29 protein-coding genes are annotated in these 25,563 nt (G+C 65.4%); 17 read left to right on the forward strand and 12 right to left on the reverse strand.

The window, feature by feature from the left end:
* Position 1: 1 nt before the first annotated feature.
* Complete coding sequence (locus OS914_RS10765) at positions 2-688, reverse strand: isochorismatase family protein (protein ID WP_267546061.1); 687 nt, start codon at positions 686-688, stop codon at positions 2-4.
* A complete protein-coding gene (locus OS914_RS10770) occupies positions 685-2,016 on the reverse strand; it encodes a nicotinate phosphoribosyltransferase (protein ID WP_267546062.1) in 1,332 nt (443 codons plus the stop codon). Before OS914_RS10770 ends, OS914_RS10765 begins: the two co-directional genes overlap by 4 nt.
* A 37-nt stretch (positions 2,017-2,053) precedes the next feature.
* On the opposite strand from OS914_RS10770, the gene clpS reads away from it, so the two are divergent.
* The 4 genes from clpS to OS914_RS10790 all read left to right on the forward strand — a co-directional run bounded on the left by clpS (position 2,054) and on the right by OS914_RS10790 (position 4,804).
* Entirely contained in the window at positions 2,054-2,365 is a 312-nt protein-coding gene (gene clpS, locus OS914_RS10775) for an ATP-dependent Clp protease adapter ClpS (protein ID WP_267546063.1), read from the forward strand.
* 5 nt (positions 2,366-2,370) lie between these two features.
* Positions 2,371-2,961 carry a DUF2017 domain-containing protein gene (locus tag OS914_RS10780; RefSeq protein WP_267546064.1) on the forward strand — a complete coding sequence of 197 codons (591 nt, stop codon included), beginning with the start codon at positions 2,371-2,373 and terminating at the stop codon, positions 2,959-2,961.
* 131 nt (positions 2,962-3,092) lie between these two features.
* Complete coding sequence (gene murI, locus OS914_RS10785; RefSeq protein ID WP_267546065.1) at positions 3,093-4,010, forward strand: glutamate racemase; 918 nt, start codon at positions 3,093-3,095, stop codon at positions 4,008-4,010.
* Positions 4,007-4,804 carry an MBL fold metallo-hydrolase gene (locus OS914_RS10790; protein ID WP_267546066.1) on the forward strand — a complete coding sequence of 266 codons (798 nt, stop codon included), beginning with the start codon at positions 4,007-4,009 and terminating at the stop codon, positions 4,802-4,804. Before murI ends, OS914_RS10790 begins: the two co-directional genes overlap by 4 nt.
* 35 nt (positions 4,805-4,839) lie before the next feature.
* Here OS914_RS10790 and OS914_RS10795 read toward each other — a convergent pair whose 3' ends face one another.
* Entirely contained in the window at positions 4,840-5,736 is an 897-nt protein-coding gene (locus tag OS914_RS10795; RefSeq protein WP_267546067.1) for an aldo/keto reductase, read from the reverse strand.
* 43 nt (positions 5,737-5,779) lie between these two features.
* Between OS914_RS10795 and rph the strand changes: the two genes are divergently transcribed.
* A complete protein-coding gene (gene rph / locus OS914_RS10800; protein WP_267546068.1) occupies positions 5,780-6,538 on the forward strand; it encodes a ribonuclease PH in 759 nt (252 codons plus the stop codon).
* A 2-nt stretch (positions 6,539-6,540) separates the two neighbouring features.
* A complete protein-coding gene (locus OS914_RS10805) occupies positions 6,541-7,269 on the forward strand; it encodes a non-canonical purine NTP pyrophosphatase (RefSeq protein ID WP_267546106.1) in 729 nt (242 codons plus the stop codon).
* Positions 7,270-7,337: 68 nt separating this feature from the next.
* On the opposite strand, the gene OS914_RS10810 is transcribed toward OS914_RS10805, so the two are convergent.
* Positions 7,338-8,042, reverse strand: coding sequence for a DedA family protein (locus OS914_RS10810; RefSeq protein WP_420713934.1), 705 nt, complete (start codon positions 8,040-8,042; stop codon positions 7,338-7,340).
* Between the two features lie 144 nt (positions 8,043-8,186).
* Between OS914_RS10810 and OS914_RS10815 the strand changes: the two genes are divergently transcribed.
* Entirely contained in the window at positions 8,187-9,722 is a 1,536-nt protein-coding gene (locus OS914_RS10815) for a ferredoxin reductase family protein (RefSeq protein WP_267546069.1), read from the forward strand.
* Here the strand turns inward: OS914_RS10815 and OS914_RS10820 are convergent.
* The gene (locus OS914_RS10820) at positions 9,712-10,131 is read right to left on the reverse strand and encodes a hypothetical protein (protein WP_267546070.1); all 420 of its coding nucleotides are present in this window, start codon (positions 10,129-10,131) and stop codon (positions 9,712-9,714) included. The two genes, OS914_RS10815 and OS914_RS10820, sit on opposite strands and share 11 nt — an antisense overlap.
* A 4-nt stretch (positions 10,132-10,135) precedes the next feature.
* On the opposite strand from OS914_RS10820, the gene OS914_RS10825 reads away from it, so the two are divergent.
* Both OS914_RS10825 and OS914_RS10830 read left to right on the forward strand, forming a co-directional pair.
* The gene (locus tag OS914_RS10825) at positions 10,136-10,360 is read left to right on the forward strand and encodes an FMN-binding protein (protein ID WP_267546071.1); all 225 of its coding nucleotides are present in this window, start codon (positions 10,136-10,138) and stop codon (positions 10,358-10,360) included.
* Positions 10,357-11,124: an FAD:protein FMN transferase gene (locus OS914_RS10830; RefSeq protein ID WP_267546072.1), complete on the forward strand. Its 768-nt coding sequence runs from the start codon at positions 10,357-10,359 to the stop codon at positions 11,122-11,124. Before OS914_RS10825 ends, OS914_RS10830 begins: the two co-directional genes overlap by 4 nt.
* A 42-nt stretch (positions 11,125-11,166) precedes the next feature.
* On the opposite strand, the gene OS914_RS10835 is transcribed toward OS914_RS10830, so the two are convergent.
* Entirely contained in the window at positions 11,167-11,772 is a 606-nt protein-coding gene (locus OS914_RS10835; RefSeq protein ID WP_267546073.1) for an HAD family hydrolase, read from the reverse strand.
* Positions 11,773-11,804: 32 nt separating this feature from the next.
* Between OS914_RS10835 and OS914_RS10840 the strand changes: the two genes are divergently transcribed.
* The gene (locus tag OS914_RS10840; RefSeq protein WP_267546074.1) at positions 11,805-12,782 is read left to right on the forward strand and encodes an exonuclease domain-containing protein; all 978 of its coding nucleotides are present in this window, start codon (positions 11,805-11,807) and stop codon (positions 12,780-12,782) included.
* Between the two features lie 33 nt (positions 12,783-12,815).
* Here the strand turns inward: OS914_RS10840 and OS914_RS10845 are convergent, their stop codons facing one another.
* Entirely contained in the window at positions 12,816-13,904 is a 1,089-nt protein-coding gene (locus tag OS914_RS10845; protein WP_267546075.1) for an ADP-ribosylglycohydrolase family protein, read from the reverse strand.
* A gap of 113 nt (positions 13,905-14,017) precedes the next feature.
* Here OS914_RS10845 and OS914_RS10850 point away from each other — a divergent pair, with 113 nt between their 5' ends.
* The 5 genes from OS914_RS10850 to OS914_RS10870 all read left to right on the forward strand — a co-directional run bounded on the left by OS914_RS10850 (position 14,018) and on the right by OS914_RS10870 (position 20,490).
* Complete coding sequence (locus tag OS914_RS10850) at positions 14,018-14,374, forward strand: YidH family protein (protein WP_267546076.1); 357 nt, start codon at positions 14,018-14,020, stop codon at positions 14,372-14,374.
* Positions 14,371-14,799, forward strand: a complete 429-nt coding sequence (locus OS914_RS10855) for a DUF202 domain-containing protein (protein ID WP_267546077.1) — start codon at positions 14,371-14,373, stop codon at positions 14,797-14,799. Before OS914_RS10850 ends, OS914_RS10855 begins: the two co-directional genes overlap by 4 nt.
* A 79-nt stretch (positions 14,800-14,878) precedes the next feature.
* Positions 14,879-15,961, forward strand: coding sequence for an aquaporin (locus tag OS914_RS10860; RefSeq protein WP_267546078.1), 1,083 nt, complete (start codon positions 14,879-14,881; stop codon positions 15,959-15,961).
* A gap of 96 nt (positions 15,962-16,057) precedes the next feature.
* A complete protein-coding gene (locus OS914_RS10865) occupies positions 16,058-17,230 on the forward strand; it encodes an exonuclease SbcCD subunit D (RefSeq protein WP_267546079.1) in 1,173 nt (390 codons plus the stop codon).
* Entirely contained in the window at positions 17,227-20,490 is a 3,264-nt protein-coding gene (locus OS914_RS10870) for an AAA family ATPase (protein ID WP_267546080.1), read from the forward strand. The genes OS914_RS10865 and OS914_RS10870 overlap by 4 nt, the downstream gene beginning before the upstream one ends.
* 253 nt (positions 20,491-20,743) lie before the next feature.
* Here OS914_RS10870 and OS914_RS10875 read toward each other — a convergent pair whose 3' ends face one another.
* Positions 20,744-21,445 (reverse strand): IclR family transcriptional regulator, encoded by a 702-nt coding sequence (locus OS914_RS10875; RefSeq protein WP_267546081.1) that lies wholly within the window; start codon positions 21,443-21,445, stop codon positions 20,744-20,746.
* Between the two features lie 200 nt (positions 21,446-21,645).
* On the opposite strand from OS914_RS10875, the gene OS914_RS10880 reads away from it, so the two are divergent.
* Positions 21,646-22,260 carry a flavin reductase family protein gene (locus OS914_RS10880; protein WP_267546082.1) on the forward strand — a complete coding sequence of 205 codons (615 nt, stop codon included), beginning with the start codon at positions 21,646-21,648 and terminating at the stop codon, positions 22,258-22,260.
* On the opposite strand, the gene OS914_RS10885 is transcribed toward OS914_RS10880, so the two are convergent.
* Positions 22,257-22,379, reverse strand: coding sequence for a hypothetical protein (locus tag OS914_RS10885; protein ID WP_267546083.1), 123 nt, complete (start codon positions 22,377-22,379; stop codon positions 22,257-22,259). The two genes, OS914_RS10880 and OS914_RS10885, sit on opposite strands and share 4 nt — an antisense overlap.
* Before the next feature lie 67 nt (positions 22,380-22,446).
* On the opposite strand from OS914_RS10885, the gene OS914_RS10890 reads away from it, so the two are divergent.
* Positions 22,447-23,802 (forward strand): MFS transporter, encoded by a 1,356-nt coding sequence (locus OS914_RS10890; RefSeq protein WP_267546084.1) that lies wholly within the window; start codon positions 22,447-22,449, stop codon positions 23,800-23,802.
* On the opposite strand, the gene OS914_RS10895 is transcribed toward OS914_RS10890, so the two are convergent.
* The 3 genes from OS914_RS10895 to OS914_RS10905 are packed head-to-tail and all read right to left on the reverse strand — an operon-like array spanning position 23,803 to position 25,538.
* The gene (locus OS914_RS10895) at positions 23,803-24,450 is read right to left on the reverse strand and encodes a phosphoribosyltransferase (protein WP_267546085.1); all 648 of its coding nucleotides are present in this window, start codon (positions 24,448-24,450) and stop codon (positions 23,803-23,805) included.
* Positions 24,447-24,656 (reverse strand): hypothetical protein, encoded by a 210-nt coding sequence (locus OS914_RS10900; protein WP_267546086.1) that lies wholly within the window; start codon positions 24,654-24,656, stop codon positions 24,447-24,449. The genes OS914_RS10895 and OS914_RS10900 overlap by 4 nt, the downstream gene beginning before the upstream one ends.
* A 60-nt stretch (positions 24,657-24,716) precedes the next feature.
* On the reverse strand, positions 24,717-25,538 hold the full coding sequence (locus tag OS914_RS10905) for an alpha/beta fold hydrolase (protein ID WP_267546087.1): 822 nt from the start codon (positions 25,536-25,538) through the stop codon (positions 24,717-24,719).
* Positions 25,539-25,563: the final 25 nt, after the last annotated feature.

A 25,563-nucleotide genomic window follows, 5' to 3' on the forward strand; every position in this document is an offset into this window, starting at 1 on the left:
CTCAGGAGTGGCGGAGCTCCACCCCGGCGTCGGTGAGCTGCTCGAGTGCGGCCGCCGCCGTGTCCGGGGCGACGCCGGCAATCAGGTCGGTCAGTACGGTGGTGTCATAGCCGGCCTCCAGGGCATCCAAAGCGGTGGCCCGGACACAGTGGTCCGTCGCCAGTCCCACTATGGTGACCGAGTCGACGTCGCGCTCCCGCAGCCAGTCGTCCAGCGTGACGGTTCCCGCGGCCGCGGACGGGCTGCCGGGACCGAAACCGTCATCGTCCTCATCCTCATCCTCAGCTTCATCATCCGCGATGCCACCGGAAGCGCCAGGTGTGTGCTCGCCGGTGCGCACTTCATCCTCCGGTGCCAACAGCCCTTCAAAGCCGGAGTAGCCAGCATCAAACTGGCCCTTGCGGAAGTACGCGTCAATGTTCTCGGTGTCCAGATCTGGGTGCAGGGCGGCCCCGCGGCTGTCCGCGACGCAATGGACCGGCCAGCTGGTGATGAAGTCGGGGGAGTCGGAGAAATGCGCGCCCGGAGCGATATGCCAGTCCTGGGTTGCCACGATATAGTCATAGTCCACGCTGGTGTCCAGCAGCTCGCTGACGTCCGCGGCCAGGGCGGCTCCGCCGGTGACGGCCAGTGACCCTCCTTCGCAAAAATCATTCTGCACGTCGACAATGATCAGTGCCTGCGTCATGATGCCTCCTCAAATTCGGTAGGGATTACGGGTTCGCCGCGCTGGAGCCGCATGGCCGCGCCGGGCAGCTCGGCCAGCGAAGCGCGGTGTCTTTCGGCGGCCCGGCGCACACCTTCGGAACCCGTCCAACCCGGCGTCAGCACGCCGTCGGCCATGAACTGTTGGAGCAGCGTCCGGTCGTCGCCGTCATCTGGCGGCCGGTGCCCGATGCCGATGACCTCGGCCGTGGCTTTGCCCTTCGCGTCGCGGCGACGGAGCGCATGCTTTCTCCCGCCGAGGGACGTTTTGTTCTTGGCAATTTTGGCCACCGGAACGAACGTGCCCTCGTCGTCCTCCCGGCTGACCAGCTTGTAGACCATGCCCGCCGTCGGCGCGCCGGACCCGGTCACCAGCGAGGTGCCCACGCCGTAGGAATCCACCGGCGCCGCGGCGAGGGCCGCAATGGCATATTCATCAAGATCCGATGTCACGGTGATCCGGGTCCCGGTGTTCCCGAGTGAGTCCAGCAGCGTGCGCACCTCGCGCGCCTGCGCCAGCAGATCGCCCGAATCCAGCCGGACGCCGCCCAGCCCGGGGCCGGCCAGTTCGACGGCGGTGCGCACCGCGGCCTCGACGTCGTAGGTGTCCACGAGCAAGGTGGTATCCGCGCCCAGGGCCTGCAGCTGCGCGGCAAAGGCCGCCCGCTCCGAGTCATGGAGCAATGTAAAGGAATGTGCGGCGGTCCCCACCGTCGGCACACCGTACCGGCGCCCGCATTCCAGGTTCGAGGTGCTGGCGAAACCGGCAATGACGGCGGCGCGGGAGGCGGCGACGGCGGACTCCTCATGCGTGCGGCGCGAACCCATCTCTATGCACGGCCGCCCGCCGGCGGCACCGGCCATTCGGGACGCGGCGGAGGCTATTGCGCTGTCATGGTTGAGCACGGAGAGGACATAGGTCTCCAGGACGCAGGCCTGCGCAAAGGTCGCCTCGAGGATCAGGATGGGGGAGTTGGGGAAGTAGGAGTCCCCCTCGGCATAACCGTAAATGTTGCCGGAGAACTTGTAGCCCGCCAGCCAGTCAATTGTCTGGTCATTGACCACCTTGTTGCGGGCCAGGAACTCCAGCTCGGCGGAGCCAAAACGGAACTTTTCGATTCCCTCCAACAGCCGCCCCGTCCCGCCGACAACGCCGTAGCGCCGGCCATCCGGCAAGCGCCGGGCGAATGCTTCGAAGACGCTGCGGCGGTGTGCTGCGCCCGAGTGCAACGCGGCCTGCAGCATGGTCAGCTCGTAGTGGTCCGTGTACAAGGAGGTGGCGGGTTGGTCCCAGGAAGGCGAGATAGTCACGAAATTTACTCTAGTGCGGCCACACTAGAATGGACACATGACCGTCAGTACCGCCCCCGATCTTGCCCGGGAAACCCGTACCCACGAGCTCAGCGCCCCGGATGTGCCATGGGTGCTGATTGTCTGGAACGATCCGGTCAATCTGATGAGTTATGTCAGCTACGTTTTCCAGACGTACTTTGCCTATTCCGAGGCGAAGGCGGCCGAGCTGATGATGCAGGTACACACGAACGGGCGCTCCGCGGTTGCGCATGGCGGTAAGGAAAAAATGGAGGCCGACGCCGCAGCCATGCACGGGTACGGTCTCTGGGCCACCGTGCAAAAAGACGACATGAATACGGGGTCCTGATCTACGTGGCGAAGGCTTTCAAATACGGTCGCAAGGGAATCACGGGGCAGTTGGAGCAGGCTGAACGGGATTTGCTGCGCAACCTTTTTGCCGACATTATTGACATGCTGGAGCCGGCCTCGGCGGCCCATGCAGACCCGCTCGCGGCGCTGATCGGGCTCGATATGGACGTCAGCGTCCCGACGGATCCGGCGCTCAAACGGCTCTTGCCGGACGTGGTCAAGGCCGTGGATCCGGCATCCACGGCGATGGCCCTGGAATTCCGCCAGCTCACCGAACGCTCGCTGCGGGAGGATAAAATCGGCGCGTTGCGGGCCGCTGACCTGGACCTGGATTCGGACAAAATGGTCCTCAATGACGAGCAGGCCAAGCACTGGGCGATGGCTTTAAATGACGTGCGGCTGGTGTTGGGCGAACGGTTGAGCATCCGCGGCGAAGCGGACGCCGATCGGATCCACCAGTTGCAGGACTGGTCCCAGGCCGACGACGTGGACAGCTACCTGGCGCTGGTCTATAACTTCGTTTCCTGGCTGCAGGAAGGTCTTGTCCAAGCCATGCTGCTGGGCCTGAAGGACCGTGGCCGGGCCCGTGGCTGAACCGGTGGGCGCGCCTCCGGCGGGGACCGGCGGGCGGACCGGCGGGCGGACCGGGGCGGTGCGTCACTGTGACCAAGCCGACGGCGGCAAAACTACCACGCGGCTCACGGACCCCTTAGTCTGGGACGATTATGACCTGCGCATTCACTGACCGGGCGGACCGTCCCATTGGCATCTTCGATTCCGGCGTCGGCGGACTCACCGTCGCCCGTGCCGTCATCGACCAGCTGCCCAATGAATCGATTCTCTACGTCGGGGACACCGCGCGGGGCCCGTACGGCCCTCTTCCCATCGCCGACGTCCGGGCAAATGCCCTTGGTGTCATGGACGAGTTGGTGGACTCCGGCGTAAAGCTGCTGGTCATTGCCTGCAATACCGCCTCCGCTGCGGTGCTCCGCGATGCACGGGAGCGCTATACCGCGCGGTACTCCATCCCCGTGATCGAAGTGATCCAGCCGGCGGTCCGGCGGGCTGTCGCAGCGACCCGTACGGGGCGCGTTGGCGTCATCGGGACCGTGGCGACCATCGCCTCGCGGGCCTATGAGGACACCTTCGCTGCCGCGCCGGATCTGCAGATTACCTCGGTGGCCTGCCCGGACTTTGTTGAATTCGTGGAGTCCGGGATAACCGCCGGCCCGCAACTGCTCTCCACCGCGCAGCGCTACCTCGCCGGGCTCAAGGCCGCTGAGGTGGACACCCTGGTGCTGGGGTGCACGCATTATCCGCTGCTGACGGGTGTCATTTCCTACTGCATGGGCGACGGCGTTACCTTGGTTTCCAGCGCGGAAGAGACCGCCAAGGACGTCTACCGGGCACTGGTCAGCCACGATCTGGAGCGCACCGCCGCGCCGGCGCCGGTGCACAGCTTCCTGGCCACCGGGGACGCGGCGACCTTTGAGGTGCTGGCCCGCCGGTTCCTGGGGCCGGAGGTGCTTAGCGTGGAGCAGGTGTCCCACGTCGCGGCCCATTACCCGACGGGTTCGATGGCACGGATCAGCCCCGGGATGGTTGCCGCCGGGAAATCGCCTTACTCCGGCGGGCAGCTGTGAAGCTGACCATTGTGGGCTGCAGCGGCTCGTTCCCCGGCCCGCAGTCGCCGGCGTCGTGCTATCTGCTGACCGCACACGACGGCGTCCGGCCCTGGCGCATCCTGCTGGACCTGGGCAGCGGCGCACTCGGGGCGGTGCAGAAATACATGGATCTGCAGGACATCGACGCCATATTCCTCACCCATCTGCACCCGGACCACTGCATGGACCTGTGCGGCCTGCACGTAGCTGTGCGCTGGGACCCGAGCGGCTGGAAAGCGGGCCGGATTCCGGTCTGGGGACCGGCGGCGACGGCGGATCGGTTAGCAACCGCCTATGGGCTGGATCCGGATCCGGGCATGCGCGAGGAATTTGACTTCCGGCTCTGGACCGAGCGCGAAACCGTTCAGCTGGGGCCATTTAGGATCACCCCTTATGCCGTGAACCACCCCGTAGATGAGGCTTATGCCCTGCGGGTGGAGACCAGAGAATATGACGGCACCGGCGTGGACAGGGTGGCCGTCCTGACCTATTCCGGCGATACCGATTCCTGCCCCGGCCTCGTCGACGCTGCCCGGGATGCAAACCTTTTCCTTTGTGAGGCCGCCTTTGAAGAGGGCCGTGATGACGCAGTCAAGGACGTCCATCTCACCGGAAAGCGGGCGGCGCAGGCTGCGGCCAAGGCCAATGCCCGCCGGCTCCTGCTGACGCACCTGCCCGTGTGGACGGACGCCAACCGGATTGTTGCGGAGGCTCTTCCCGAATTTGACGGCCAGGTGGCGGTCGCGGTGGCAGGGGTGCACTACACGATCTGAGCAGGTCCGGGCGCCGCGCGGTGGCTGGTGACGGCCTACAGCATTTCCAGCGGCTCAGCGCGGGTCGGCGGCGCGAACGCCGCGTCCAGCGCGGTGAGGTCTGCGCTGCTGAGCGTGATCTCCAGGGCGCCGTGGTTCTGCCGGACATGGTCTACGGTGGACGCCTTGGGAATGGCAATAATATCCGGCCGGCGGAGCACCCAGGCCAGCGCGATCTGTGCCGGGCCCGCGTTGTTTGCCGCACCTCCATGTTCACCCGCTATCCGGTGCAGTTCGGGGTGCTGCAGCAGCCGTCCCTGCTCGATCGGAGAATAGGCCATCACTGGAATATTCCGCTCGGCGAGCAGCGGCAGCAGGTCGTATTCAATGCCGCGGCGGGAAAGGTTGTAGAGCAGCTGATTCGTCTGCAGCGCGCCGGCGTCCGGGACGGTGTCCAGCTCGTGCAGATCGTCGAGGTCCAGATTGCTCACTCCCCAATGCCGGATTTTCCCGGCGCCGACCAGTTCCTGCAGTGCCCCGACGCTTTCCTGAAGCGGGATGCTGCCGCGCCAGTGCAGCAGATACAGATCCACATAGTCCGTGTTCAGCCGCTCCAAGCTCGCTTCCAGGGCCCGGGACGTGCCGCGGGTACTGGCATGGGAGGGCAGCACCTTGCTGACCAGGAACACCTCATCCCGGCGCCCGGCGATGGCCTCTCCCACCAGTTCCTCGGCCCGGCCGTCGCCGTACATTTCCGCCGTGTCGATCAGCGTCAGCCCCAAGTCCAGACCGGTGCGCAAGGTGCGGATTTCCGCCGCCCGCGTGCCGCCGTCGTCGCCCATGTACCAGGTTCCCTGGCCCAGCCGCGGGACCTGCTCGCCGCAGGGGAGGGAGACCAGGCCGGTCGTTGCGTCCACAGGGCACGGGATATCTGTAGGGCGTGAGGCAGTCATAACGAATGACTTTACTCCGGTGCGGACTGGCTAAGCTGGAATCATGACAACAGGGAACATTTCAGCGCCAACGTCCACGCTCCGTGCCGACGGGCGCACCCCCGACCAGCTCCGGGACATCAGCATCACCCGCGGCTGGTCCAAGCAGGCGGAAGGCTCCGCGCTGATCGAGTTCGGCAACACCCGGGTGCTGTGCACCGCCTCGCTGACCGCAGGAGTGCCGCGCTGGCTCAAGGGCGAGGGCCGCGGCTGGGTCACGGCCGAATACGCAATGTTGCCCCGCGCCACCAACACCCGCAACGACCGCGAATCCGTGAAGGGCAAAGTGGGCGGCCGCACCCATGAGATCTCCCGGCTGATCGGCCGCTCGCTCCGGTCCATTATTGACACCAAAGCCCTTGGCGAGAACACGATTGTGCTGGACTGCGACGTGCTGCAGGCCGACGGCGGCACCAGGACCGCAGCCATCACGGGCGCCTATGTGGCGCTGGCCGACGCGATCCACTACGCCCGGGAGAACAAGTTGATTGCCCGCAGCGCCCAGCCGCTGATCGACACGGTGGCCGCGGTGTCGGTCGGGATCATTGACGGCATCGCGATGCTGGATTTGCCGTATGTGGAGGACGTGCGCGCGGAAACCGATATGAACGTGGTGGTGACTGGATCCGGGAAGTTCGTGGAGGTGCAGGGGACCGCCGAGGGCGCGCCCTTTGACCGTAATGAGCTGGACGCGCTGCTGGATCTCGCCCTGCTGGGCACGCGGCAGCTGGCGCAGATCCAACTCGACACGTTGGGCCTGTGAGCTTGGCAGCGGTCAAACCGCGGTTGGTGCTGGCGACGCATAATAAGGGCAAGCTGCGTGAGTTCCGTGAGCTGCTGCGCGGCCAGATTCCCGGGCTCGACGTCGACACGCAGGTTATCGATGCGGCGGCGGCGGGTGCGCCCGACGTGGCCGAAACCGGAGTGACATTCGCGGAGAATTCGCTGCTGAAGGCCAGGACCGTCGCTGCTGCTACCGGGCTGGTCGCCGTGGCCGATGATTCTGGCCTGGCCGTTGACGTCCTGGGCGGCGCGCCGGGGATATTTTCCGCACGCTGGTCCGGACGGCACGGCGATGACGACGCCAATACCGCGCTGCTGCTGGCCCAACTGGCAGACATTGACGACGCGCACCGTGCCGCCCGCTTTGTCTGCGCTGCCGCCGTGGCTGTACCCGGTACGGTGTCCGGTACAGCGTTTGGCCCTGCGGCCGGCCCTGCTTCCGGCACAGCGGCCGGTGCCGACGGCGTTGCCGCGCCTGCCGCCTTCGGACTTCGGGCCGCCGAGCATGTGGAACACGGCGAACTGCCCGGGGTATTGCTGCGCGCACCGCGCGGAGACGGCGGCTTCGGATACGATCCGATCCTGGTCCCGGACGGCCTCTGCGTCAGCTGCGCGGAGCTGGCCCCGGACGACAAAAACGCTATTAGCCACCGCGGCCAGGCCTTCCGGAAGCTGCTGCCGTACATCATTGCGGCCCTGGAACGCAACTAGGTCGCAGTTGCGGCAGCCAAAACGCGATTTGGCTGCCGCAACTGCGACCTAGTGGGGATGGCGGAGCGTTAGAGACCGGCGGAGCGCTTGGCTTTGCGGCTGGCGAGGTAGCCCTTGGAGAACTCCAGGATTATGGGAATGATGGAAATAAGGACAATAAGAATGAAGATCAGGTCCAGATTTTTCTGCACCCACGGAACCCGGTCGCCGAGGACGTAGCCCAGCAGGGTCACACCTCCTGCCCAGAGCACGGCCCCAATGGCGTTGAAAATGACGAAGTGCCGGCGGTCCATCCGCGCCACACCGACAATCACGGGTACAAAGGTACGCACAATGGGGACAAAGCGGGCCAGAATCAGCGCCTTACCGCCGTGCTTTTCAAAGAATGCGTGCGCATTCTGTACATTCTCCCGTTTAAACAGCCGCGAATCGGGCTTATTGAAAATAGCGGGACCGGCTTTGAGGCCAATCAGATAGCCCGCCTGATTGCCCAAGAATGCGGAGAGGATGAGCAACCCGAGCACGGCCCAGATGTTGAAGTGGATGACGCCCGTGGCCACGAGCAGACCGCCGGTGAACAGCAGCGAATCTCCCGGCAGGAAGAACCCGATCAGCAGACCCGTCTCGGCGAAGATAATGGCGCAGGCCAGCAGCACTACCCAGGGCCCCAGTGCGGAGTTACCCAGAATAACGGCAGGGTCAAGCCACGGCGGCAGGAAACCAGTGGGAGCGGGTCCGTGTCCGGACATGGCGGGCACGACGAAGGAACTGATGGAGGAAATCACCCTCCAAGATTACGGCACGCGCCGGCGCAGCGACTCAGCCGCAGGGATGAGATATTTCGCGCACATGCAACGCACAGCCGGCTGGTAGCTTACGTCAGGTTTTCTGCCAGCAGGCAGGGCGAAAATTGAATTATGGCCACACGACCCACCCTGAGGACCGCCAGCGGGCCGATAACGCGGCGCGGCCCTGCTCCGCGGATTGCACCGGACCGGTTAGGCGAGTATCGTCGCAGGGCGCTGCGACTGGATGGCCTTCTGGTCGCAAGCTGGGTTTCGGTGGCACTGGTCATCGCCTTCTTTTTGGCCGACGACGTCGCCGCGGGTTTCGTTTCCGTCGGCCAGTCTCTCACGTCGCTGGGTATTCTGACGGGTCTGGTGGGGACGGATCTGCTGCTGGTGATGATGCTGCTCAGCGCCCGGCTGCCGCTGATCGATAAGGCCTACGGCCAGGATCGGGCGGTGACATTTCATAAAAAGCTGGGCAAGCCGGTGCTCTACCTCCTGCTCGCGCACACCATCGGGCTGATCGCCGGCTATGCCATGACCGAGGGAGTCACCCCGGTCGCGGAGACGCTCTCGCTGTTTCTGACCGTACCGGACATGTGGCTGGCTTTTGCGGGGGTGGGACTGTTGATCGCCGTCGTCGTGACCTCCATTGTGAGCGTGCGGCGCAGATTTCCCTACGAGGCTTGGCTGGCGGTCCACCTGCTGGCCTACGTGGCCGTTCTGGCCGCCGTTCCGCATCAATTCAGCACCGGCGCCGTGTTCGCGCCGGGAACATGGCAGCGCGGATATTGGCTGGCGCTTTACCTGGGGCTGGCCGGCTGCATCGTGGCGTTCCGGGTGGTGGCACCCGTGGCACGCAGTTTCCGGCACCGGCTGACGGTTACCGGTGTACGCGCCGCCGGGCCCGGAGCCGTGACCATTTCGATGAGCGGCAGGAACCTGGAATCCTTGCCGGTCCAGGCGGGTCAGTTTCTGTTGTGGCGTTTTCTCGCCGCGGGCCTCTGGTGGCATGCACATCCGTTCTCCCTGTCAGCGGCACCGGGACCGATACCGGCACCCGGGCGGCAAACAGGGCTGTCCACCGCGACTGCCACCACAGCATCCTCCACATTGCCCGCATCCTCAGCATTGCCCGCATCGCCCCCGCAGGAGCTGGAAATCACCGTGCGCGGGCTCGGAGCGGGTAGTAAAAAGGTGCTCAACGTGAGGCCCGGTACGCGCGTAATGATCGAGGGACCCTATGGGATTTTCACTCAACAGGTGCGGACCAGCGAGCGGATCGTTATGGTGGGCGCGGGAATCGGTGTGGCCCCAATCCGGTCCTTGCTGGCCGAGGCGGACTTTGCCCCCGGCAACGCCACCGTGATTCTGCGCGCCGGGACGGTGCAGGAAGTGTACCTGCTGTCGGAGATTGACGAGCTGTGCCGCCGCCGTGGTGCATATCTGTTTGTGGAAGCCGGGCCCCGGCCCGCGAACCGGACCCATTGGCTGCCGTCTGCTTCGGCCGACAGCGGATTTTCGCTGCTCAGCTACACGCCGGAGCTTGCCTCGTCGGATGTTTACGTCTGCGGCCCCGGGCCGTGGAGCGCACTGGTGCTGGCCGAGGCCCGCGCCGCTGGCGTTCCCGCCGGCGCCGTCCATTACGAAAGGTTCAGCTGGTGAGAATCCGCGCAGTCATCATCGCGTCGGCCGCGTCGGCGGGAGTCATCCTGCTCGGCTGGCAGGCGGGCACAGGATCGTCACTGACGGGCGGGCCCGCCCTCTTGGCCGGGTCCCCAACCGGTAGTTCGGCGACCGGGAGCTCAGGAAACGCCGACGGCGGCGCTAGTGGAACGTCGTCGGCGGCCCCGTCGACCCCGAGCCCATCGTCGCCGTCGACCACGTCGACCCCGTCGCCGACCAGCCCGGCTGCTGCCGTGCCGCCGTCGCCCGCTGCTGCCGTGCCGCCGTCGCCGGCTGCTGCTGCGCCCGGCGTCAACGCCTCCGTCAGCGGCACTTTCAAGGGAACAAGCGCCAGCACTCGATACGGCGCGGTGCAGGTCCAGGTCACCATCGCGGACGGGGCAATCACCGATGTGTCCGCCCTACAGCTCACGGACCGGGACCAGCGCTCGGCACAAATCAGCAACTATGCCGCCCCGGTCCTGCGCAGCGAGGTTCTGGCCGCGCAGTCTGCAGCCGTGCAGAGCATCAGCGGCGCGACCCTCACGAGCGAGGGGTATCTGACCTCGCTGCAGGCTGCCCTGGATACAGCCCACTTCACAGCCGGGCAGTCGTACAGCCCCAGCGGAGCGGGGTGAGCATCCTGACCGCAGAAGGTCTCCAGAGCGGGGTTCGCGTGTTCAGTACCATGGGCACGGTGCTCAGCCTGACCGTGCGCGGCCCGGTGCGGGAGGCGGGTTGGGCGGACGGGCCGGAGCAGATATTTACGGCCGCGGACCACCGATTCAGCCTGTACCGGAGCGACTCCGAGTTGAGTCTCATTGCGGCCGGAGAGGCCGCGTTAGCTGGATCCAGTGCAGAGCTGCGCCGGATGTACGCTATGGCGCTGGGATGGCGGACGGCTACCGGCGGCGATTTTACTCCACACCGGCCCGATGGCGTGGTGGACCTCTCCGGCGTCGTCAAGTCCTGGGCCATGGCAGCCTCCGGCGCTTGGCTGCATAGCGAGGGGTATCCGGATTGGTGCCTGAACGCCGGCGGCGACGTGCTCTGTTCGGGTACCGCGGACGACGGCGAACCATGGCACGTTGGGATTGTGGACCCGCAGGCCCGGCAATCCCTGCTCAGTAGCATCGTTGCCAGTGCTGCCCGGCCGGCCGTTGCCACCTCGGGCAGCGCCGAACGCGGCGAACACATCTGGCGCCGGCCCGGCGTGCGGGCCGATTTCATCCAGGTGACGGTCCGGGCGGCGGACATTATCACCGCCGACGTCCTGGCCACGGCAATCATTGCCGGGGGAACCCGATCACTGGACCACGCCAGCTCCGCCTGGCCGGTCGATATCCTGGCCGTCCGTCAGGATGGCAGCCTGCTCGCAACCCCAGGCTTCGCACGGCACTGAACCCTTGCGCACTCCACGCGGTAGAGGTGACTTTGAATGAGGTCAGAGCCCCAGCTCGGCGCTCAGATCGATTCCGGGCGAATGCAGCACCGTGCGCATGCCCAGCGCAGCGGCCGCGTCGAGGTTTTCCTGGACGTCGTCAACGAAGGTGACGTTGGCCGCCGTCGTCCCAAGCTGCTCCATGACGTCGCGGAAGATCTGCGGGTCCGGCTTGGCAAGGCCGAGGTGGCCGCTAAAAAACAGCTGATCAAAGTACCCGGCCCACGGAGCGGTGCGGGAGTATTGCGCCGCCATTCCGGCCGGCATGTTGGACAGCAGGGCCAGCCGGGCCCCGCGCAGGTGCAGGTCTTCTAAGACATCGAGCGTCTCGGCGTTCAGATGCGACCATTGGCAGGCGTCCAGGGCCTCCAGACGGCCGGTCAAGCCGTCGGTGATTTCTCTTCCCAGTACCCGCGTCCAGTAGTCCTGCGGCGTCAAGGCGCCGGAGTCGAACCCGTGCCGGTGCAGCCAGTAGCTGCTGTCTCTGTGCTGAAGCGGCAGTCCGGCGGCTTCCTGCAGCGCCTCCCAGTCCTCTGGCTCCGGAGCGGTGGATATCACCATTCCGTAGTCGAACAGATACCAATTAGGGGCAGTGCTCGGATCATCCATCCGGCCAGCTTAGCCCGGGGTACTCTTGACGGGTGGCTTTGGAGTTTACTGCAATCGATTTTGAGACGGCCAATGGCTTCCGCGGCTCGCCGTGCTCGGTGGGCCTGAGTAAGGTCCGCGACGGCAAAATCGTTGAGGAGGCGTCCTGGTTGATGCGCCCACCGCAGGGCCACGACTACTTCGAGCAGCGAAATGTGCAGATCCATGGTCTCACCGCTGCCCAAGTGGCGTCCTCACCCAGATTCGGTGAGCTGTTCGCTGAGATCGGCGGGTTCATCGGCAGTGATGTTCTGGTGGCGCACAACGCTTCCTTTGATATGGGCGTGATCCGCTCCGCCCTGGAGGTCTCGGAGCTGCCGGGACCGGCGTTTGATTATGCCTGCACCGTGCTGCTCTCACGCCAAAGCTACGCGCTGCCGTCATACTCTTTGCCGTTTGTGGCCGAGGCCGCCGGTGTGCCGCTGCTGAACCACCACGATGCGGTCGATGATGCCAGGGCCTGCGCCGGCATCATGGTTGACATCGCCGCCCGCCATGACGCCGGCAGCATCGCCGAGCTCTTCGCGATCCTGAAACTGCAGTTGCCCCGGGCCGAGGCCTATCTGCCCGGTTTGAATGAGATATCCAAGGCCACCAGGACCGCGCTCAAGCGGCTGGCCGAGGCTCCGCGGACCTCCGGCTGGCAGGGTTGGCCGGAGGAAGGGCCTAACCCGGAGGCCAATCAGCGGGCAGACCCGCACCATCCGCTGTTCGGCCAAATGGTCGTCTTCACCGGCACTCTGCAGTTGGCGCGCAGCACCGCCAAAGAGCGGGCAGCAGGCTTCGGCGCCCAACCGGCCAGCGCGGTCACAAAGAAAACCACCGTGCTGGTGGTCGGCGATGGCTTCGTGGCAGCAGATCTGCGCAATGGAAGACTGACGGTCAAGGCCCGCAAGGTGCTTGATTTACACGACCGGGGACAGAACATCGAAGTCCTCTCCGAGGGCGAATTCATGCAGATGATTGGTTGAACGGAGCCGCCAACGGACGCAGGAAGCAGGGGCTCAGTCCTCGGAGCCGGTGACTTTCAGCAGCTGCTGACCCATCGAACGGATCAGGCCGGGCGTCTCGGACAAGGACAGCCAGGCCTGCGGCAGGCAGCCCTCGCCGTACAAGGCACCGAGGATATTTCCGGCCACCGAAGCCGTGGAACTACTGGGTCCATCGAGGTTAGCGGCCAGCCGGATCGCGGTGAGGAAATGTTCAACCGGCGACGACGAAGCGGCTTCAGTGGCCAGGACCGCGTACAGCGCAATCGCCAGAGCCTCCCCGGCGTCCGCTCCCGTACCTAAAGCGGAGCTGAGGTCCGCAGGCTCCCGGTCCGCCGCCGTCGACAACTCCAGCGCAGCATCGAGGCGGTCCAGCAGGTCCGCACTTGCTGTAGCTGCGGCGCCGGCGCGCTGCCGCATGGAGACGGCGGCGGCATGGAGGGGGAGCGCTTCGACGGCGAGGTGGTGGATCAACCAGCTGAATGCGGCGGCCGATTGCAGCGCGGCGGGATGGCCATGCGTCAGGGCCGCGCCGTTGGTACTGAGCGTGTAGACGGCTTCGGCAGGAATATGCGGCACCAGGCCGAACGGCGCGGATCGGGAAAGGGAGCCGCTCCCCTTGGCCGCCGGATTGACCGGACGTCCCCGGGTTCCCATTTCTCCGCTGGCCAGCGCGTTCAAACAGGCGGTGTCCGGGCGACGGCGATGATGCAGGGCTTCTTGCTCGTCGATCCAGCGCGGCTGGGGCGTGGGTGCATTGGCCGAAGGCGCGACTCCCTGAGTGGAGAGCCAGCGCAGATAGGCCAGCCAGAGGATCGCCGTCTCGTCAGCAGCCGTGCCGTCGTTGGCCCATTCCAGCGCCTCGACCAGGGCATCGACGGTATACAGACCCAGCTGCGTGGCGGCGGAAAAATGGACCGGACCCGGAGCCTGCGACAGGTCCAGCAGCCCGGCACTGCCGAACCGGGCGCGGATGGCGGCAACGTCGTCGGCCTCCACTACAAAGCCGAAGCTGTCCCCTAAGGCACCGCCCATCAGCGCACCCTGGACGCGCGAGGCGAAACTGACCGGTGCGGCGGATGCGGCGGGGGGAGAGGGTTCCATGGCTCTAATTTACCGCGTGCTGCGGTGCAGCGGTGCGGCGGGCGGGAGCCGGACGATCGCACAGACGCAGTAAACTGCAGGGACCGCCCACCCCCGCAAAAAGAAGGAGAATTATGCGCGAGCCCGCCTGGCGCCGGACCGGCACGACCCCGGACTACAGGTTTTCCTTAGCGAACGAACGGACGTTTCTCGCATGGATCCGCACCTCGCTGGCGCTGCTGGCCGGTTCAGTCGCGATTGATCAGCTGGCTCCGCAGTTCGCGCCCGGCGCCATTCGCGTGGTGCTGTGCGTGGTGCTTGCGGCGATCGGTGCGGTGCTGGCAGTGGTGAGCTACCGTCGCTGGGCGCATCAGGAGCAAGCCATGCGAAACGGGCAGGAGCTGTCGCATTCCTGGATGCTGCTGGCCATGACGCTGGGCGTTTCGCTGGCGGCGCTGGTCTTCGCGGTGCTGATCCTGATCCGGCCATGACAGGATCGCCAGGGGTGTTCCAGGCTCCGGAGCCTCGTGATCCGGGCCTCCAGCCGGAGCGGACCTCGTTGGCCTGGCGACGGACGGTCCTGGCCATGCTGGTGGCTGATCTGTTCATCTGGCGCGGTTGGCTGGTCTCCCTCGGGGCGGACAGTGCATCGGATACTTCGGGACTGTCCGGCCGATCGCTGGGCCTGGGACTGTGCGCCGCGACAGCCGCCGTGACGACGGCGGTCCTCATCATCTGCGCGCTAGTGCGGCTTCGGGTGTTGCACGGTCGCGTGCACGGCGGCATGCACGGCGGACCTGGCCGGTTTGGGGGGACATCCCGCCAGTGCGGTCCGGGCACCCTAGTGTTGCGCGCGGCGGCCGCCTCCGTCGTCGCCCTGGCCATCGCCGCCGCAGCGGCCATCTTCCTGGTCTGACGCCGTCCAGCCTTCTGCCAACTCAGTAGACTATCTTGGGAAACTTCGAACCTTACGACTGTTAAAGGATCACTCACTTATGACTTCACCGAATACTGTAACGGGCCCGGCGGTCCCGGTAACCCGGACCGCCGTCGTCCAGGCACCGGAATCCGGGCTCACGGCCAGACTCTCCGTGGAGGCGCTCGGTTCCTTCCTGCTGGTTTTTGGCGGCCTGGGCATTGCGCTGTTTAACGGTTCCGGCAGCTCGGCCGGCGTGCCCGTCGGCATCGGTTTCGGGCTGGCTCTCATTGCCGGACTAATTGCCTTCGGCCACATTTCGGGCGGCCATTTCAACCCAGCCGTTTCCTTTGCCGCAGCGCTCGCGGGCAAGATCAAATGGCTCCAGACCCTCTGGTATGTCGTGGCGCAGGTGATCGGCGCGATTGTTGCGGCTCTGGTGCTCTTCGCGGTGCTGAACGTTCTGCCCGCGGTTTCGGGCAGCGGCGGCAAGCTGACCACACGGACGCTGTTTAACAGCCTTGCCAACGGCTTCGACACGCATTCACCGTCGACCGTGCCGCTGGCTGGAGCATTGCTGATTGAAGTTGTTGGCACGGCTATATTTGCCGCGGTTTTCCTGGGTGCCACCCAGGCCCGCGCCAACCGCACGCTGGCTCCGATCGGCGTCGGGCTCGCCTACGCCACCGTTATTACGGTTGCGCTGCCGATCACCAACGCGTCGATCAATCCGGCCCGCTCCACCGCCGCAGCGATATTCGCCGAAGGCTGGGCCGGCCAGCAGCTATGGCTGTTCTGGGTTGCGCCGCTCCTTGGTGCGGCCGTGGCGGGTCTGCTGTTCCGCGCCTTCGGTACAGGATCGGCCGTCCGCGCCGGCGCTACAGGCGTTGACGGTGATGACGCTTTTGCCGACGACAATGACGAAGACCTTGACGACGAGGACATCGATGCCACGCTCGCGAACGGCGAGGGCCGCGTGGAGAAAAAGGATGTCGTGCTGGAGACGGATCCGGCAGTGACCGCGACCGGGTTTCCGGGACCGTTGGCAGCCACACGGGCCGATGGCGCCGCTGACAGGTCCGCCGCCGTCGAACCTGTTGCCCAGCCAGCCCCGACGACGGACGCCCAGGATTTCTTCGACGATAAGGGCGCAGTTAAGTAGCCGTTAGTGACTGAGGACTCTTCTGTCGGCCCTGCGCCGACACGCCCGACGGCTGCCGCTGACAATAGTGTCACTGGCAGCCGTTAGCGTAAGAGCATGCGTTTACTTCATACCTCTGACTGGCATCTCGGCAGGTCCTTCCACGGCGTCGGCATGCTGGCGGCGCAGCGTGATTTTGTGGACCAGCTCCTGGAAACCGTCCGCGAGGACAAGGTGGACATACTGCTCCTGGCCGGCGATGTGTACGATCGTGCGCTTCCGGGGGTGGATGTGGTCAACCTGCTCGACGACGCGCTGGCGCGGTTGACGGCTGAGGGGGTGTCCGTGGTGCTCACCAGCGGGAACCATGACTCAGCGACTCGACTCGGTTTTGCCGGCCGGGTCCTGGAGCGCGGCGGCGTACATTTGCGCACGCGTCTGGAAGACCTGGAAAACCCGGTGCTGTTTCCACTGGGCACATCGGCCAGCGGAGCAGAAGCGCAGCTGGCCATTTACGGTCTGCCGTTCCTGGAGCCGCGGATGGTGGCCGATGCCCTTGGTGTGGACCAGCCCTCGCACTTTTCCGTCACCGAGGCAGCGCTCAAACGCGTGCGGGAGGACTTGGCAACGCAGAGCCTGCCCACCCATGCGGTGGTTCTGGCGCATACGTTTGCCAGCGGCGGAATCAGCTCGGATAGTGAGCGCGAACTGAGTATCGGCGGCGTGGGAGCGGTGCCGCTGGACCTGTTTGACGGGTTCGCCTACACTGCGCTGGGGCATCTGCACGGTCGACAAATGCTCAGTGAGACGGTGCGTTATTCCGGCTCACCGCTGGCCTATTCCTTCTCTGAGGCACGGCACGAAAAGGGCGGCTGGCTGCTGGAAGTCGGTCCCGATGGGCTGGAATTCGTCAAGCCCGTGCAGTGGGCCGCGCAGAAGGAGCTCGCGATCCTGCGTGGAACACTGCAGGAACTCCTCGGCTCGGCGAAACATTCTTCGGCGGAATCCGCCTACTGCCAAATCACCCTGACGGACAATGAACGCCCGGCCCAGGCGATGGAGCGGCTGCGCGCACGTTTTCCCCACACCCTGGTGCTGGCATTTGAGCCAACGGACGCCCGGTCCAACGACACCATCAGCTACAGCGACAGAGTGGCGACAGCCGAAAGTGAGCTCCAGCTCTGCTCCGGCTTCCTGGAGCACGTGCGCGGCCGGGGCACGTCCCTGCAGGACCAAGCAATACTTGCCCAAGCCCTGGATACCGTCCGCCTGCAGGAGTCGGGGAAATGAGAATCCACAAGCTGGAAATCCAGGCCTTCGGCCCCTTCGCAGGCCGGCAGGTCATCGATTTCGATGCTCTCGGAGAACAGGGATTGTTCCTGCTCAACGGCGCCACCGGTGCGGGGAAAACCAGTATCCTCGACGCCATCTGTTACGCCTTGTATGGATCAGTGCCGGGAAGTCGACAAAGCGGCAAGCGCCTGCGCAGTGACCACGCGGACCAGGGCACGGAACCCCAGGTCGTGTGTGAATTCAGCGCCCGCGGCCGGCGGCTTGAGGTGCTCCGCAGCCCCGCTTGGGAACGCCCGGCAAAGCGGGGAAAGGGAACCACGCTGCAGCAGGCCAAGACCCAGTTGCGGGAGCGGGACAACGGCGTCTGGGTGGAGAAGTCCACCCGTAACGATGAAGCCGGGGCCGAGATTGTGGCACTGCTTGGGATGGACAAGGACCAGTTCACCAAGGTGGTCCTGCTGGCGCAGGGGGATTTTGCGGCCTTCCTGCGTTCCAAAGCGGAGGAGCGGCAGGAACTGCTGCAGAAACTGTTCGGTACGCAGCTGTACAAAAACATCGAAAGGCAACTCGGGGCTGATGCGGCGGCGGCGAAGTCCGCTTTGACGGATAAGGAGCAGGAGTTACTGCGGTTGGAGGCGCTGGCCCGCAGCCAAGCGGCGGGAATAATTGACCTGGCCGAGGGCTCCGGCAACGGTCGGGAACTCCCCGGCAGCGCCGCGGGCAGCGCTGCCACTTGCGGTGGCGCTGCCGGTAGCGCTGCCGGTGGCGCTGGCGGTAGCGCTGGCGAACGGACGGCGCTGTGCGACGCCGCTGGGGAGCACCTTTTTGCCCGGCTGCTGGATGTGCTCGGGACAGCACATGCTGCGGCAGAATCCGCGGCACTAACGAGCCGCAGCGAAGAGCAGGCTGCCGGGGACGCGCTGCTGGAGGCGGACCGGCTGCGGGACAGGCACGACAAACTCCGGCAGGCGGAAACGGAGCAGGCCCGATTGGCGGCGGCAGCGCCGGACCACGTGCTGTGGCAGAGCCAGATGGTGGCGCATCGCGAGGCCGAGGTCCTGGCCGGTCAGCTGGGCGTGATGGATCGGGCGGAGTCAACGCTCGCGGACGCGGACGAAGCCGCCGGGCTGCTACTGGCGCAGCTCGAAGCGGACGCAGCTGCCTGCGCGCTGGCGGGGCTGGACGCGTGGACGATTCCCGCCGATTTGAAAGGATCCAGCACGTGCACGGGCGGCTCCGGCACGGGCGGCTCCGGTCCGGGTGGTGCCAACTCGAGTAATGCTGACTCAAGCACAGCTGACTCGGCGGGATCCGGCCCGGACGGTTTGGCGTTGTCGGCGGCACAACGGCGGCTGGAACGGCAAATCACCGTCGTCGAGGAATCCCTCCCGGACGAGGAGAGGCTGGCAGCGCAGCAAGCCGAGCTGTCGGCTGCCCAAGCAGGAGTCTGCGAGGCAGCGGCCGCCGTCGAGGAGCACTCCGGGATTTCTGCCGCGGCCTCGGTACAGTACGGCCAGCTGCGCGAGGGTCTGGAGGGGCTGCGCGAAGCTGCGCGTGCTGCGGCTGAGCACCAACGCGCCGTTGACAGCGCGACGGAGGTATTGGCCACTATTCGTGCGCATCAGAGCGCGGCAGTCCTGGTGACCGCCTGCGAGCAGGAGTATCAGGACGCCCAGCTGGAGTTCCTGCAGGCGAAAGAACACTGGTTGGAACAGCGCGACCGCCGGCTCGATCTGGCGGCCGGGGAACTGGCGGCCAAGCTCGAAGCCGGGCAGCCGTGTTTGGTCTGCGGCAGTGCAGAGCATCCACACCCCTCGGAACTTTCCGCGACGGGTCAGCAGACCGTGGAAGAGGAAAAGCTGGCCAAGTCGGAAAGTGATCGAGCGGAGTCCGCCGCCGCTGCCGCAGCCCGGAAACTTGCCCAAGCGCGGCAGGAAGTAGCCGTTCTGGCCGCCCGCGGCGGAACAGCCGATGTCGCAGAAACCGAAGGAAAGGTCGCGGCCGCCCGCGGGGCTCTGGCCGAGGCAGCAGCTGCGGCCGCAGCTTTGCAGCGCCACGAACATGAGCTGGAGGTGCTGGGCCTGCGGATCAAGGAGGAGGACGCGCTCGCTGCCTCGGAGCGGGAGAAGGGCGCAGGGCTGGCGGCGTCGAAGTCCGCCGCCGAGGAAAACGTGCGACGGCTGGACGCCAGATTGGCTGCCGCCCGAGGAGGGTTTGCCTCTCTGGCCGCCAGGCTGATCGAGCTTCGAGGTGCGGCGGTGCTGCTGAGCCGGGCAGCCTCGGCAGTTCAGGCCCGTAGCACGGCAGCTGCAGCCGCTGCGGATGCGCGGGAGGCGCTGGAACTTGACCTGCTGACGACGCCTTTCGAGGATGCGGCCTCCGCCCGCGCCGCGTTGCTGACCTCCGCGGATGCTGCGGTACTCCGGGAACGGATCCGCGGCCACGACGAAGATCTGGTCCGGTGTGCGGCATTTTTTGCGGCCGCGGATGTTCAGGCGGCAGCTGCCGAAGCGGAACGAGGGCTGCTCGTTCCTGACGATGAGCGACTGGAACGGCTCGGCGCCGGGGCCCGTGCGGCCACCGATGCCGTGCACGCCACGACGCTTCGGCGTGAGCTGGCAGCTACGGCGTTGACCGCTGTTCAAACCGCAGCGCACAAACATGCGGTCCTGGAAGCCTCCGTCCGGCCCTTGCGCGAACACGCCGGCCGGGTAGCCGGAATCGCAGATGCTGTTCGTGGTTTAGGGGACAACGCCTACAAGATGCCGCTGAACAGTTTCGTCTTGGCCGCGCGGTTGGAACAAGTTGCAGTCGCGGCTTCGGAACGTCTGCTGACCATGAGCGACGGCCGGTACACGCTCAGCTACAGTGATGCACTGGCAGGAGGAAACCAGAAATCCGGCCTGGGCCTGCAGGCAGTTGACGAATGGACCGGCCTACGCCGGGATACGTCCACGCTCTCCGGCGGGGAGTCCTTTATGGCATCGCTTGCCTTGGCACTCGGGCTGGCGGATGTGGTGCAGCAGGAGGCGGGCGGCGTGGACATTGAGACGCTGTTCGTTGATGAGGGGTTCGGATCCCTGGATGAGCAGTCGCTGGAGCAGGTTATGGATGCGCTCGAGGGGCTGAGATCCGGCGGACGCGTCGTTGGGCTGGTCAGCCATGTGGCGGAAATGAAACTGCGCATTCCCAGCCAACTGCACGTTCACAAGGGCCGCGCAGGGTCCACGCTGTCCGTGAATGAGTCCGCCGGGTAAATGATGCTGCTGCCGAGCCCGGCAGTTTCCACCGTAGCGATCCCGCCTGCAATCGGAAGCCGTATCCGGGATGCGCGCATCGGGAGGATGGACGATGCGCAGGGTTTGAGGTGACCGCAAAAGCAATGATTACCACTCTGTCCCCACAACTTCTATCCTCTTCCGGCGTTCCGCCCCAACGGGCCGACGACGACCCCACCGCCATATCCGCCCAGGCCGTTTCCGCCGGGCATGGATCGCCGGGGCTCGAAGATCAGCCCAGCGCGGCCTGGATACGCAGCGCGCTGGCGGCAAGTCGGCCGCCGATGCTTTCGGGCTGCTGATCGGCCCGGACATAGACGACGGCCAGTGCTGCCGGCCGTTGGCCGGGAACCAAAATGGGGCATGCCACCGACGAGACTCCGCTGATGACCTCATCGTGGCTGATGGCAAAGCCGAGTTTACGGGCCGCGGCCGCCGCGGGACGGTACGGTTGGCCTGGCACCAGTTCGCGCCAACGCTCTGCGGTCAGCGCCGAGGCTATGGCCAGTCCCGGCGCACCCAACGCCAAGGGGTGCCGCGTTCCCGGTCGCTGTGCCAGGGCCACCCCGGAATGCCGCGGTTCTACCGTGACCAAGGTGACGCAGTCTTCGCCGTTCCATACGCCGATGAATGCTGTCATACTAAGTTCTTCGGCGATGGCGGTGAGCTCGGGCAGTGCGGCGCTTTGCAGATCCCGGGCGACGTTGCGGGCCAGTACGGCCAGCCCCGCGCCGGGCAGCAACCGGCCGGCGTCGTCCCGCACCACCAAGGCATGGTCCTCGAGGGTGCGCAGGATGCGGTAGGCAATGGAGCGGTGCACGCCCAGCCCGGCCGCGAGCTCTGCAATGGACAACGGGGTGGGAGCGTCAGCGAGAATTTCCAACGCGCGCAGGCCCCGGGAAAGCGTCTGTGATGGACTGGGAGAATCCGGCACGCGAAGTCCTCTTTCCGAACAGGACCGGACAGGACATTGTGTCGCCGTTCACCTCGGTATAGAGTTCAATAGTAGAGCAATACGTTCACATATAGAACAGGTAGTAAAATCGCATTTCCGAGTGCCAGAGGCGCATTTCGAACCGGACAGATTAGGCCGTGGTTTGAGGTTCGGCAGCCGATCAGTGGGAGGATTCGACCATGATCTCCACACCGAATGAAGGTCCCACCGCTGCGGCTGGTGGCGCTGCCGATCGGGGCGTCACCGGGGGCGCCGCGGATGAAGCAACGGCCGGGGCTTTCGGGGCCGCGGTCCGCCCGCGCAGCGCGTTGGCGCCCCGAGCCCATCACTTCCGCGGCAGTTTGGGTCGCTTTGCCACCGGGGTCGCCATCGTGACCTTTGACGGCGCCACCAAACGGCATGGGATCACGGTCAACTCCTTCACCTCAGTATCCATGGAGCCGCCGCTGGTGCTGGTCAGCATCGCCCGCAGTACTCGGGCCCACGATGAACTAGCGGGCAGGCCTTTTGCGGTCAACATCCTCGGAGCGGAACAACGGGCGCTGGCCCTGCATTTTTCCGGTCGGCCCGGGCCGGATCCGATCTGGGTCGAGGGGGCGGTGGCGCCACGGCTCTCCAACGTCTTGGCGTATTTCGAGTGCCGACCATGGGCGGCCTATCCCGGCGGGGACCACACGTTGTATCTGGGCGAGGTCGAGGACTTTAATTCCCGCAGCGGGGACGCGCTGGCGTTTGCGAACAGCACTTTCACTACGATTCCGGAGAGTCAGCTGGGCATGGAGGACCTCCTCTAATTGCTCATTAAACCGGTGGCGAGCGAGGACGACGGCGTCCTATTGCCTACGTGGGCGACGCTCAACGCCGCGCGCAGCTGGTATTCGCTGGGCTCTGTGTGCAACAGATCACATCGCATGATAGATTCTACCGACTGAACGATCTGTCAGTAATTCTTCAACTGCGTTACAGGCTTCGGAGGAATAATGACCGGTACGGCTACTGAGGGCATCCGGCGGACGCCGCGGATCAAGATGTCCGGCGGCGACCGCAAGGTGGTGGCCGCGACCATGGTGGGCACCACCATCGAGTGGTACGACTTTTTCATCTACGCCCAGGCCGCGGGCCTGATCTTTGCCCAACTGTACTTCAGCCCCTTGGGCTCCACGGGGGCACAGTTGGCCTCATGGGCCTCCTTGGGCATCAGCTTCCTTTTCCGGCCGTTGGGGGCCGTGGTCGCCGGTCATCTGGGGGACCGGGTGGGCCGAAAGGCCATGCTGGTGCTGACTTTGCTGATGATGGGTGGGGCTACGGCCCTGATCGGCATGCTCCCGACATATGCTGCGATCGGCATCTGGGCGCCGATCCTGCTGGTTCTGCTGCGGATTTTGCAGGGCTTCTCTGCCGGCGGTGAATGGGGCGGAGCCGCACTGATGTCCGTAGAGCACGCGCCTCTCTCACGCCGCGGGCTGTTCGGGGCCTACCCACAGATCGGTGTTCCGGTGGGGCTGATCCTGGCCTCACTGGTGATCTTCATTCTCCGGGCATCGCTGGGAACCGAGGCGTTCCTGGCCTGGGGCTGGCGCGTTCCGTTCCTGCTGTCGGTGGTGCTGATCGTGGTTGGTTATGCCATCCGCCGTGCCGTGGCGGAAAGCCCGGTCTTCGTGGAAATGGCGCAGCGGAAGAATGAGTCCTCCGCACCGTTGGGCGTCCTTTTCCGCAGCCACAAGCGCAGCGTAATTCTCACCGCGGTGATTTTCATCGGCAACAATGCCGCCGGGTACATGGTGATCGCCTTTTTCTCCTCCTACGCGACCAAAACGCTGAAGATGGATACCGCGCAGGTGCTGCTGGCCATCCTGCTGGCCTCCCTCGGCTGGTTGATCTTCACCCTGTACGGCGGTGCACTCTCAGACTGGATCGGGCGAGTGCGGACTTTCCAGATCGGTTATGCCTGGATTTTCGTCTGGATGATTCCGATGTTCCTGCTGATCGACACCAGGAACATCTGGATCTTCGGTCTGGCAATCTTTGTCCTGACGATCGGCCTCGGGCTGTCCTACGGTCCGATGTCCGCGATGTACGCCGAAATGTTCCCCGCTAACGTCCGCTACTCCGGCGTTTCCATCGGGTACGCCCTTGGCGCCATCTTAGGGGGCGCTTTTGCACCGCTGATCGCGGATGCCCTGATGACGCACTTCAAATGGTCGCCCGCGGTGGGGATCTACATCATGGCCCTGTGCGTGATTTCATTTATCGGGGCGTCCATGGTCAAAGAGACCAAAGGTGCTTTGCTCGGTGTCGCAGCGAGGGAAGCTGCAGTGACCGGCCGGCAGCGCTGATCAGCGCTTAAGCATGTCGAGTACCTCTTCGCCGCTGACCTGCCCGAAATCCAGGTAGGCGTTCCCGACCGCTCGAAAATCTCCAGGAATCCTCAGGCAGACCACGGAATCGGCGGCGGCTTGCACTGCCTTGTACGCCTCGATCGATCCAACCGGAACGGCGACGACGACGGCGGCCGGCTGCCGCCGTCGCACGGCCTGGACAGCGGCGAGCATGGTACACCCGGTGGCAAGGCCGTCATCCACCAGGATGACGGCCTTGCCTGTGAGATCAGCTTCGCAAAGTTGATACTCTGCAGCCCTGCGCATCAGCTCGGCGCGCTCGCGTTCCTCCACCGCCTCCAAATCCTCGGGGCGGATCCCCTGTCGCAGCAACCGGTCGACAAACGACGGATTAGTCACGCGGACAACGTTTTCCCCGTGGACGGCAAGGGCTCCAAAGGCCGTCTCCGGCTGGCCCGGGACGCCCAGCTTCCGGACGATCAGGGCACCGAACGCAATATTGAGTACGGTGGCGGCCGCCTCTGCCACGGGAACGCCTCCCCGCGCCAGGCCAAGAGCGATGGTCTCGGTGCTATTGCTAAATTGCGGCAGAGCTGCCGCGATACACTGCCCGGCATCAGCCCGGTCGCTGTAGTGTCGTTTCATGATGGCCCCGAACCCTCCGCCTCCAGCGTACGCCAGCGGTGGAAACGCCTGCGGACGGCGCAATGCAACTCGGTATAGAGCAGCATCGAGGCCACCCCGCGCTCCGAGTTGCGTGTCATTTCCATCAGACGCTCCGCCAGTACAGCGCACTCCGGTTCTTCGACTATCAACTCCAGCGCGGCGAAGGTGTCCAGATAGACGCCCACCGGGCGCCATCCACCACGGCCTCTGCGCCTCTTAAAAGGCGCGCACCGGGCAAAGTTACGCTAAAGGGCCAGGAACTCTATCGCGGCAGACTTGAACGCACGTGAGGTCACGGCATTGGTGTGATTGCGTCCGGGCAACAGCAGCTGTTCCGTGTGTGGACTCAGGGCAGCAAGATCTCCCATGGTTGCGGCCCGTTCATCCTTGTCCCCGGCGATGAGCAGCATGGGCATCCGCGGAACAGCCTCAGCCGGATCGAACGGTTCCAGCTTGGCGGCTTCGATCAGGGACAGCATGGAGAAGAGATTGTTGGACGGCAGCAGCTGCGCCATCTTCAGGAGTGCGGCAGTGGAGTCATCCGCAATCGCCGTCCCGTCGGCCAGGTACTGCTGGGCTGCGGGTAAATCAAAAGCGGCCAGCGGGTCTAGTCCTCCCGCGCCGCCGAGCACGATTCGGTGGACCAATTCAGGTTGCGTGGCGCCGAATTCCCATGCCAACCGGGATCCCAGTGAGTAGCCGATGATGTCCAATCCGCTGCTGGAATCATCGGGGAGGAGTGGCCGCGCGCCCAGATCTGTCACCAGCTGAAGAATATCTGCCCGGATCCTGCTGGGCGTGTATGAATCAAGGTCGTCAGGGGCGGCGCTGCCGCCATGGCCGGGCAGATCCACGGTGATGACCCGGCGCCCGGCGCTGTCCAGGGCGCTGAGCCAGCCCGTGTCGGACCAGTTCAGCTTTGCGGACGAGGCGAATCCGTGCAGCAGCAGCACAGGGCGCAGCCCGGCATCCTCCGCCGGCTCATACATCCGGACATGCAGCTGCGGATCAGTGCCCTCGACGGTGTGGGCGGGCAGCGGCGCGGAATGCTTTCCGTGGGTTTCCATTCGCTTGGCTCCTGTGCCTTCGGTA

The sequence above is a fragment of the Arthrobacter endolithicus genome (assembly GCF_026627425.1).
Classification (GTDB): Bacteria; Actinomycetota; Actinomycetes; order Actinomycetales; family Micrococcaceae; genus Arthrobacter_M.

Bases quoted from the DNA above. Each gene is read 5' to 3' on its own strand.
- OS914_RS10765 (WP_267546061.1), bottom strand. From the start codon at position 688: ATGACGCAGGCACTGATCATTGTCGACGTGCAGAATGATTTTTGCGAA.
- clpS (WP_267546063.1), top strand. From the start codon at position 2,054: ATGACCGTCAGTACCGCCCCCGATCTTGCCCGGGAAACCCGTACCCAC.
- murI (WP_267546065.1), top strand. From the start codon at position 3,093: ATGACCTGCGCATTCACTGACCGGGCGGACCGTCCCATTGGCATCTTC.
- OS914_RS10795 (WP_267546067.1), bottom strand. From the start codon at position 5,736: ATGACTGCCTCACGCCCTACAGATATCCCGTGCCCTGTGGACGCAACG.
- rph (WP_267546068.1), top strand. From the start codon at position 5,780: ATGACAACAGGGAACATTTCAGCGCCAACGTCCACGCTCCGTGCCGAC.
- OS914_RS10815 (WP_267546069.1), top strand. From the start codon at position 8,187: ATGGCCACACGACCCACCCTGAGGACCGCCAGCGGGCCGATAACGCGG.
- OS914_RS10835 (WP_267546073.1), bottom strand. From the start codon at position 11,772: ATGGATGATCCGAGCACTGCCCCTAATTGGTATCTGTTCGACTACGGA.
- OS914_RS10845 (WP_267546075.1), bottom strand. From the start codon at position 13,904: ATGGAACCCTCTCCCCCCGCCGCATCCGCCGCACCGGTCAGTTTCGCC.
- OS914_RS10850 (WP_267546076.1), top strand. From the start codon at position 14,018: ATGCGCGAGCCCGCCTGGCGCCGGACCGGCACGACCCCGGACTACAGG.
- OS914_RS10855 (WP_267546077.1), top strand. From the start codon at position 14,371: ATGACAGGATCGCCAGGGGTGTTCCAGGCTCCGGAGCCTCGTGATCCG.
- OS914_RS10860 (WP_267546078.1), top strand. From the start codon at position 14,879: ATGACTTCACCGAATACTGTAACGGGCCCGGCGGTCCCGGTAACCCGG.
- OS914_RS10865 (WP_267546079.1), top strand. From the start codon at position 16,058: ATGCGTTTACTTCATACCTCTGACTGGCATCTCGGCAGGTCCTTCCAC.
- OS914_RS10870 (WP_267546080.1), top strand. From the start codon at position 17,227: ATGAGAATCCACAAGCTGGAAATCCAGGCCTTCGGCCCCTTCGCAGGC.
- OS914_RS10880 (WP_267546082.1), top strand. From the start codon at position 21,646: ATGATCTCCACACCGAATGAAGGTCCCACCGCTGCGGCTGGTGGCGCT.
- OS914_RS10885 (WP_267546083.1), bottom strand. From the start codon at position 22,379: ATGCGATGTGATCTGTTGCACACAGAGCCCAGCGAATACCAGCTGCGC.
- OS914_RS10890 (WP_267546084.1), top strand. From the start codon at position 22,447: ATGACCGGTACGGCTACTGAGGGCATCCGGCGGACGCCGCGGATCAAG.
- OS914_RS10895 (WP_267546085.1), bottom strand. From the start codon at position 24,450: ATGAAACGACACTACAGCGACCGGGCTGATGCCGGGCAGTGTATCGCG.
- OS914_RS10905 (WP_267546087.1), bottom strand. From the start codon at position 25,538: ATGGAAACCCACGGAAAGCATTCCGCGCCGCTGCCCGCCCACACCGTC.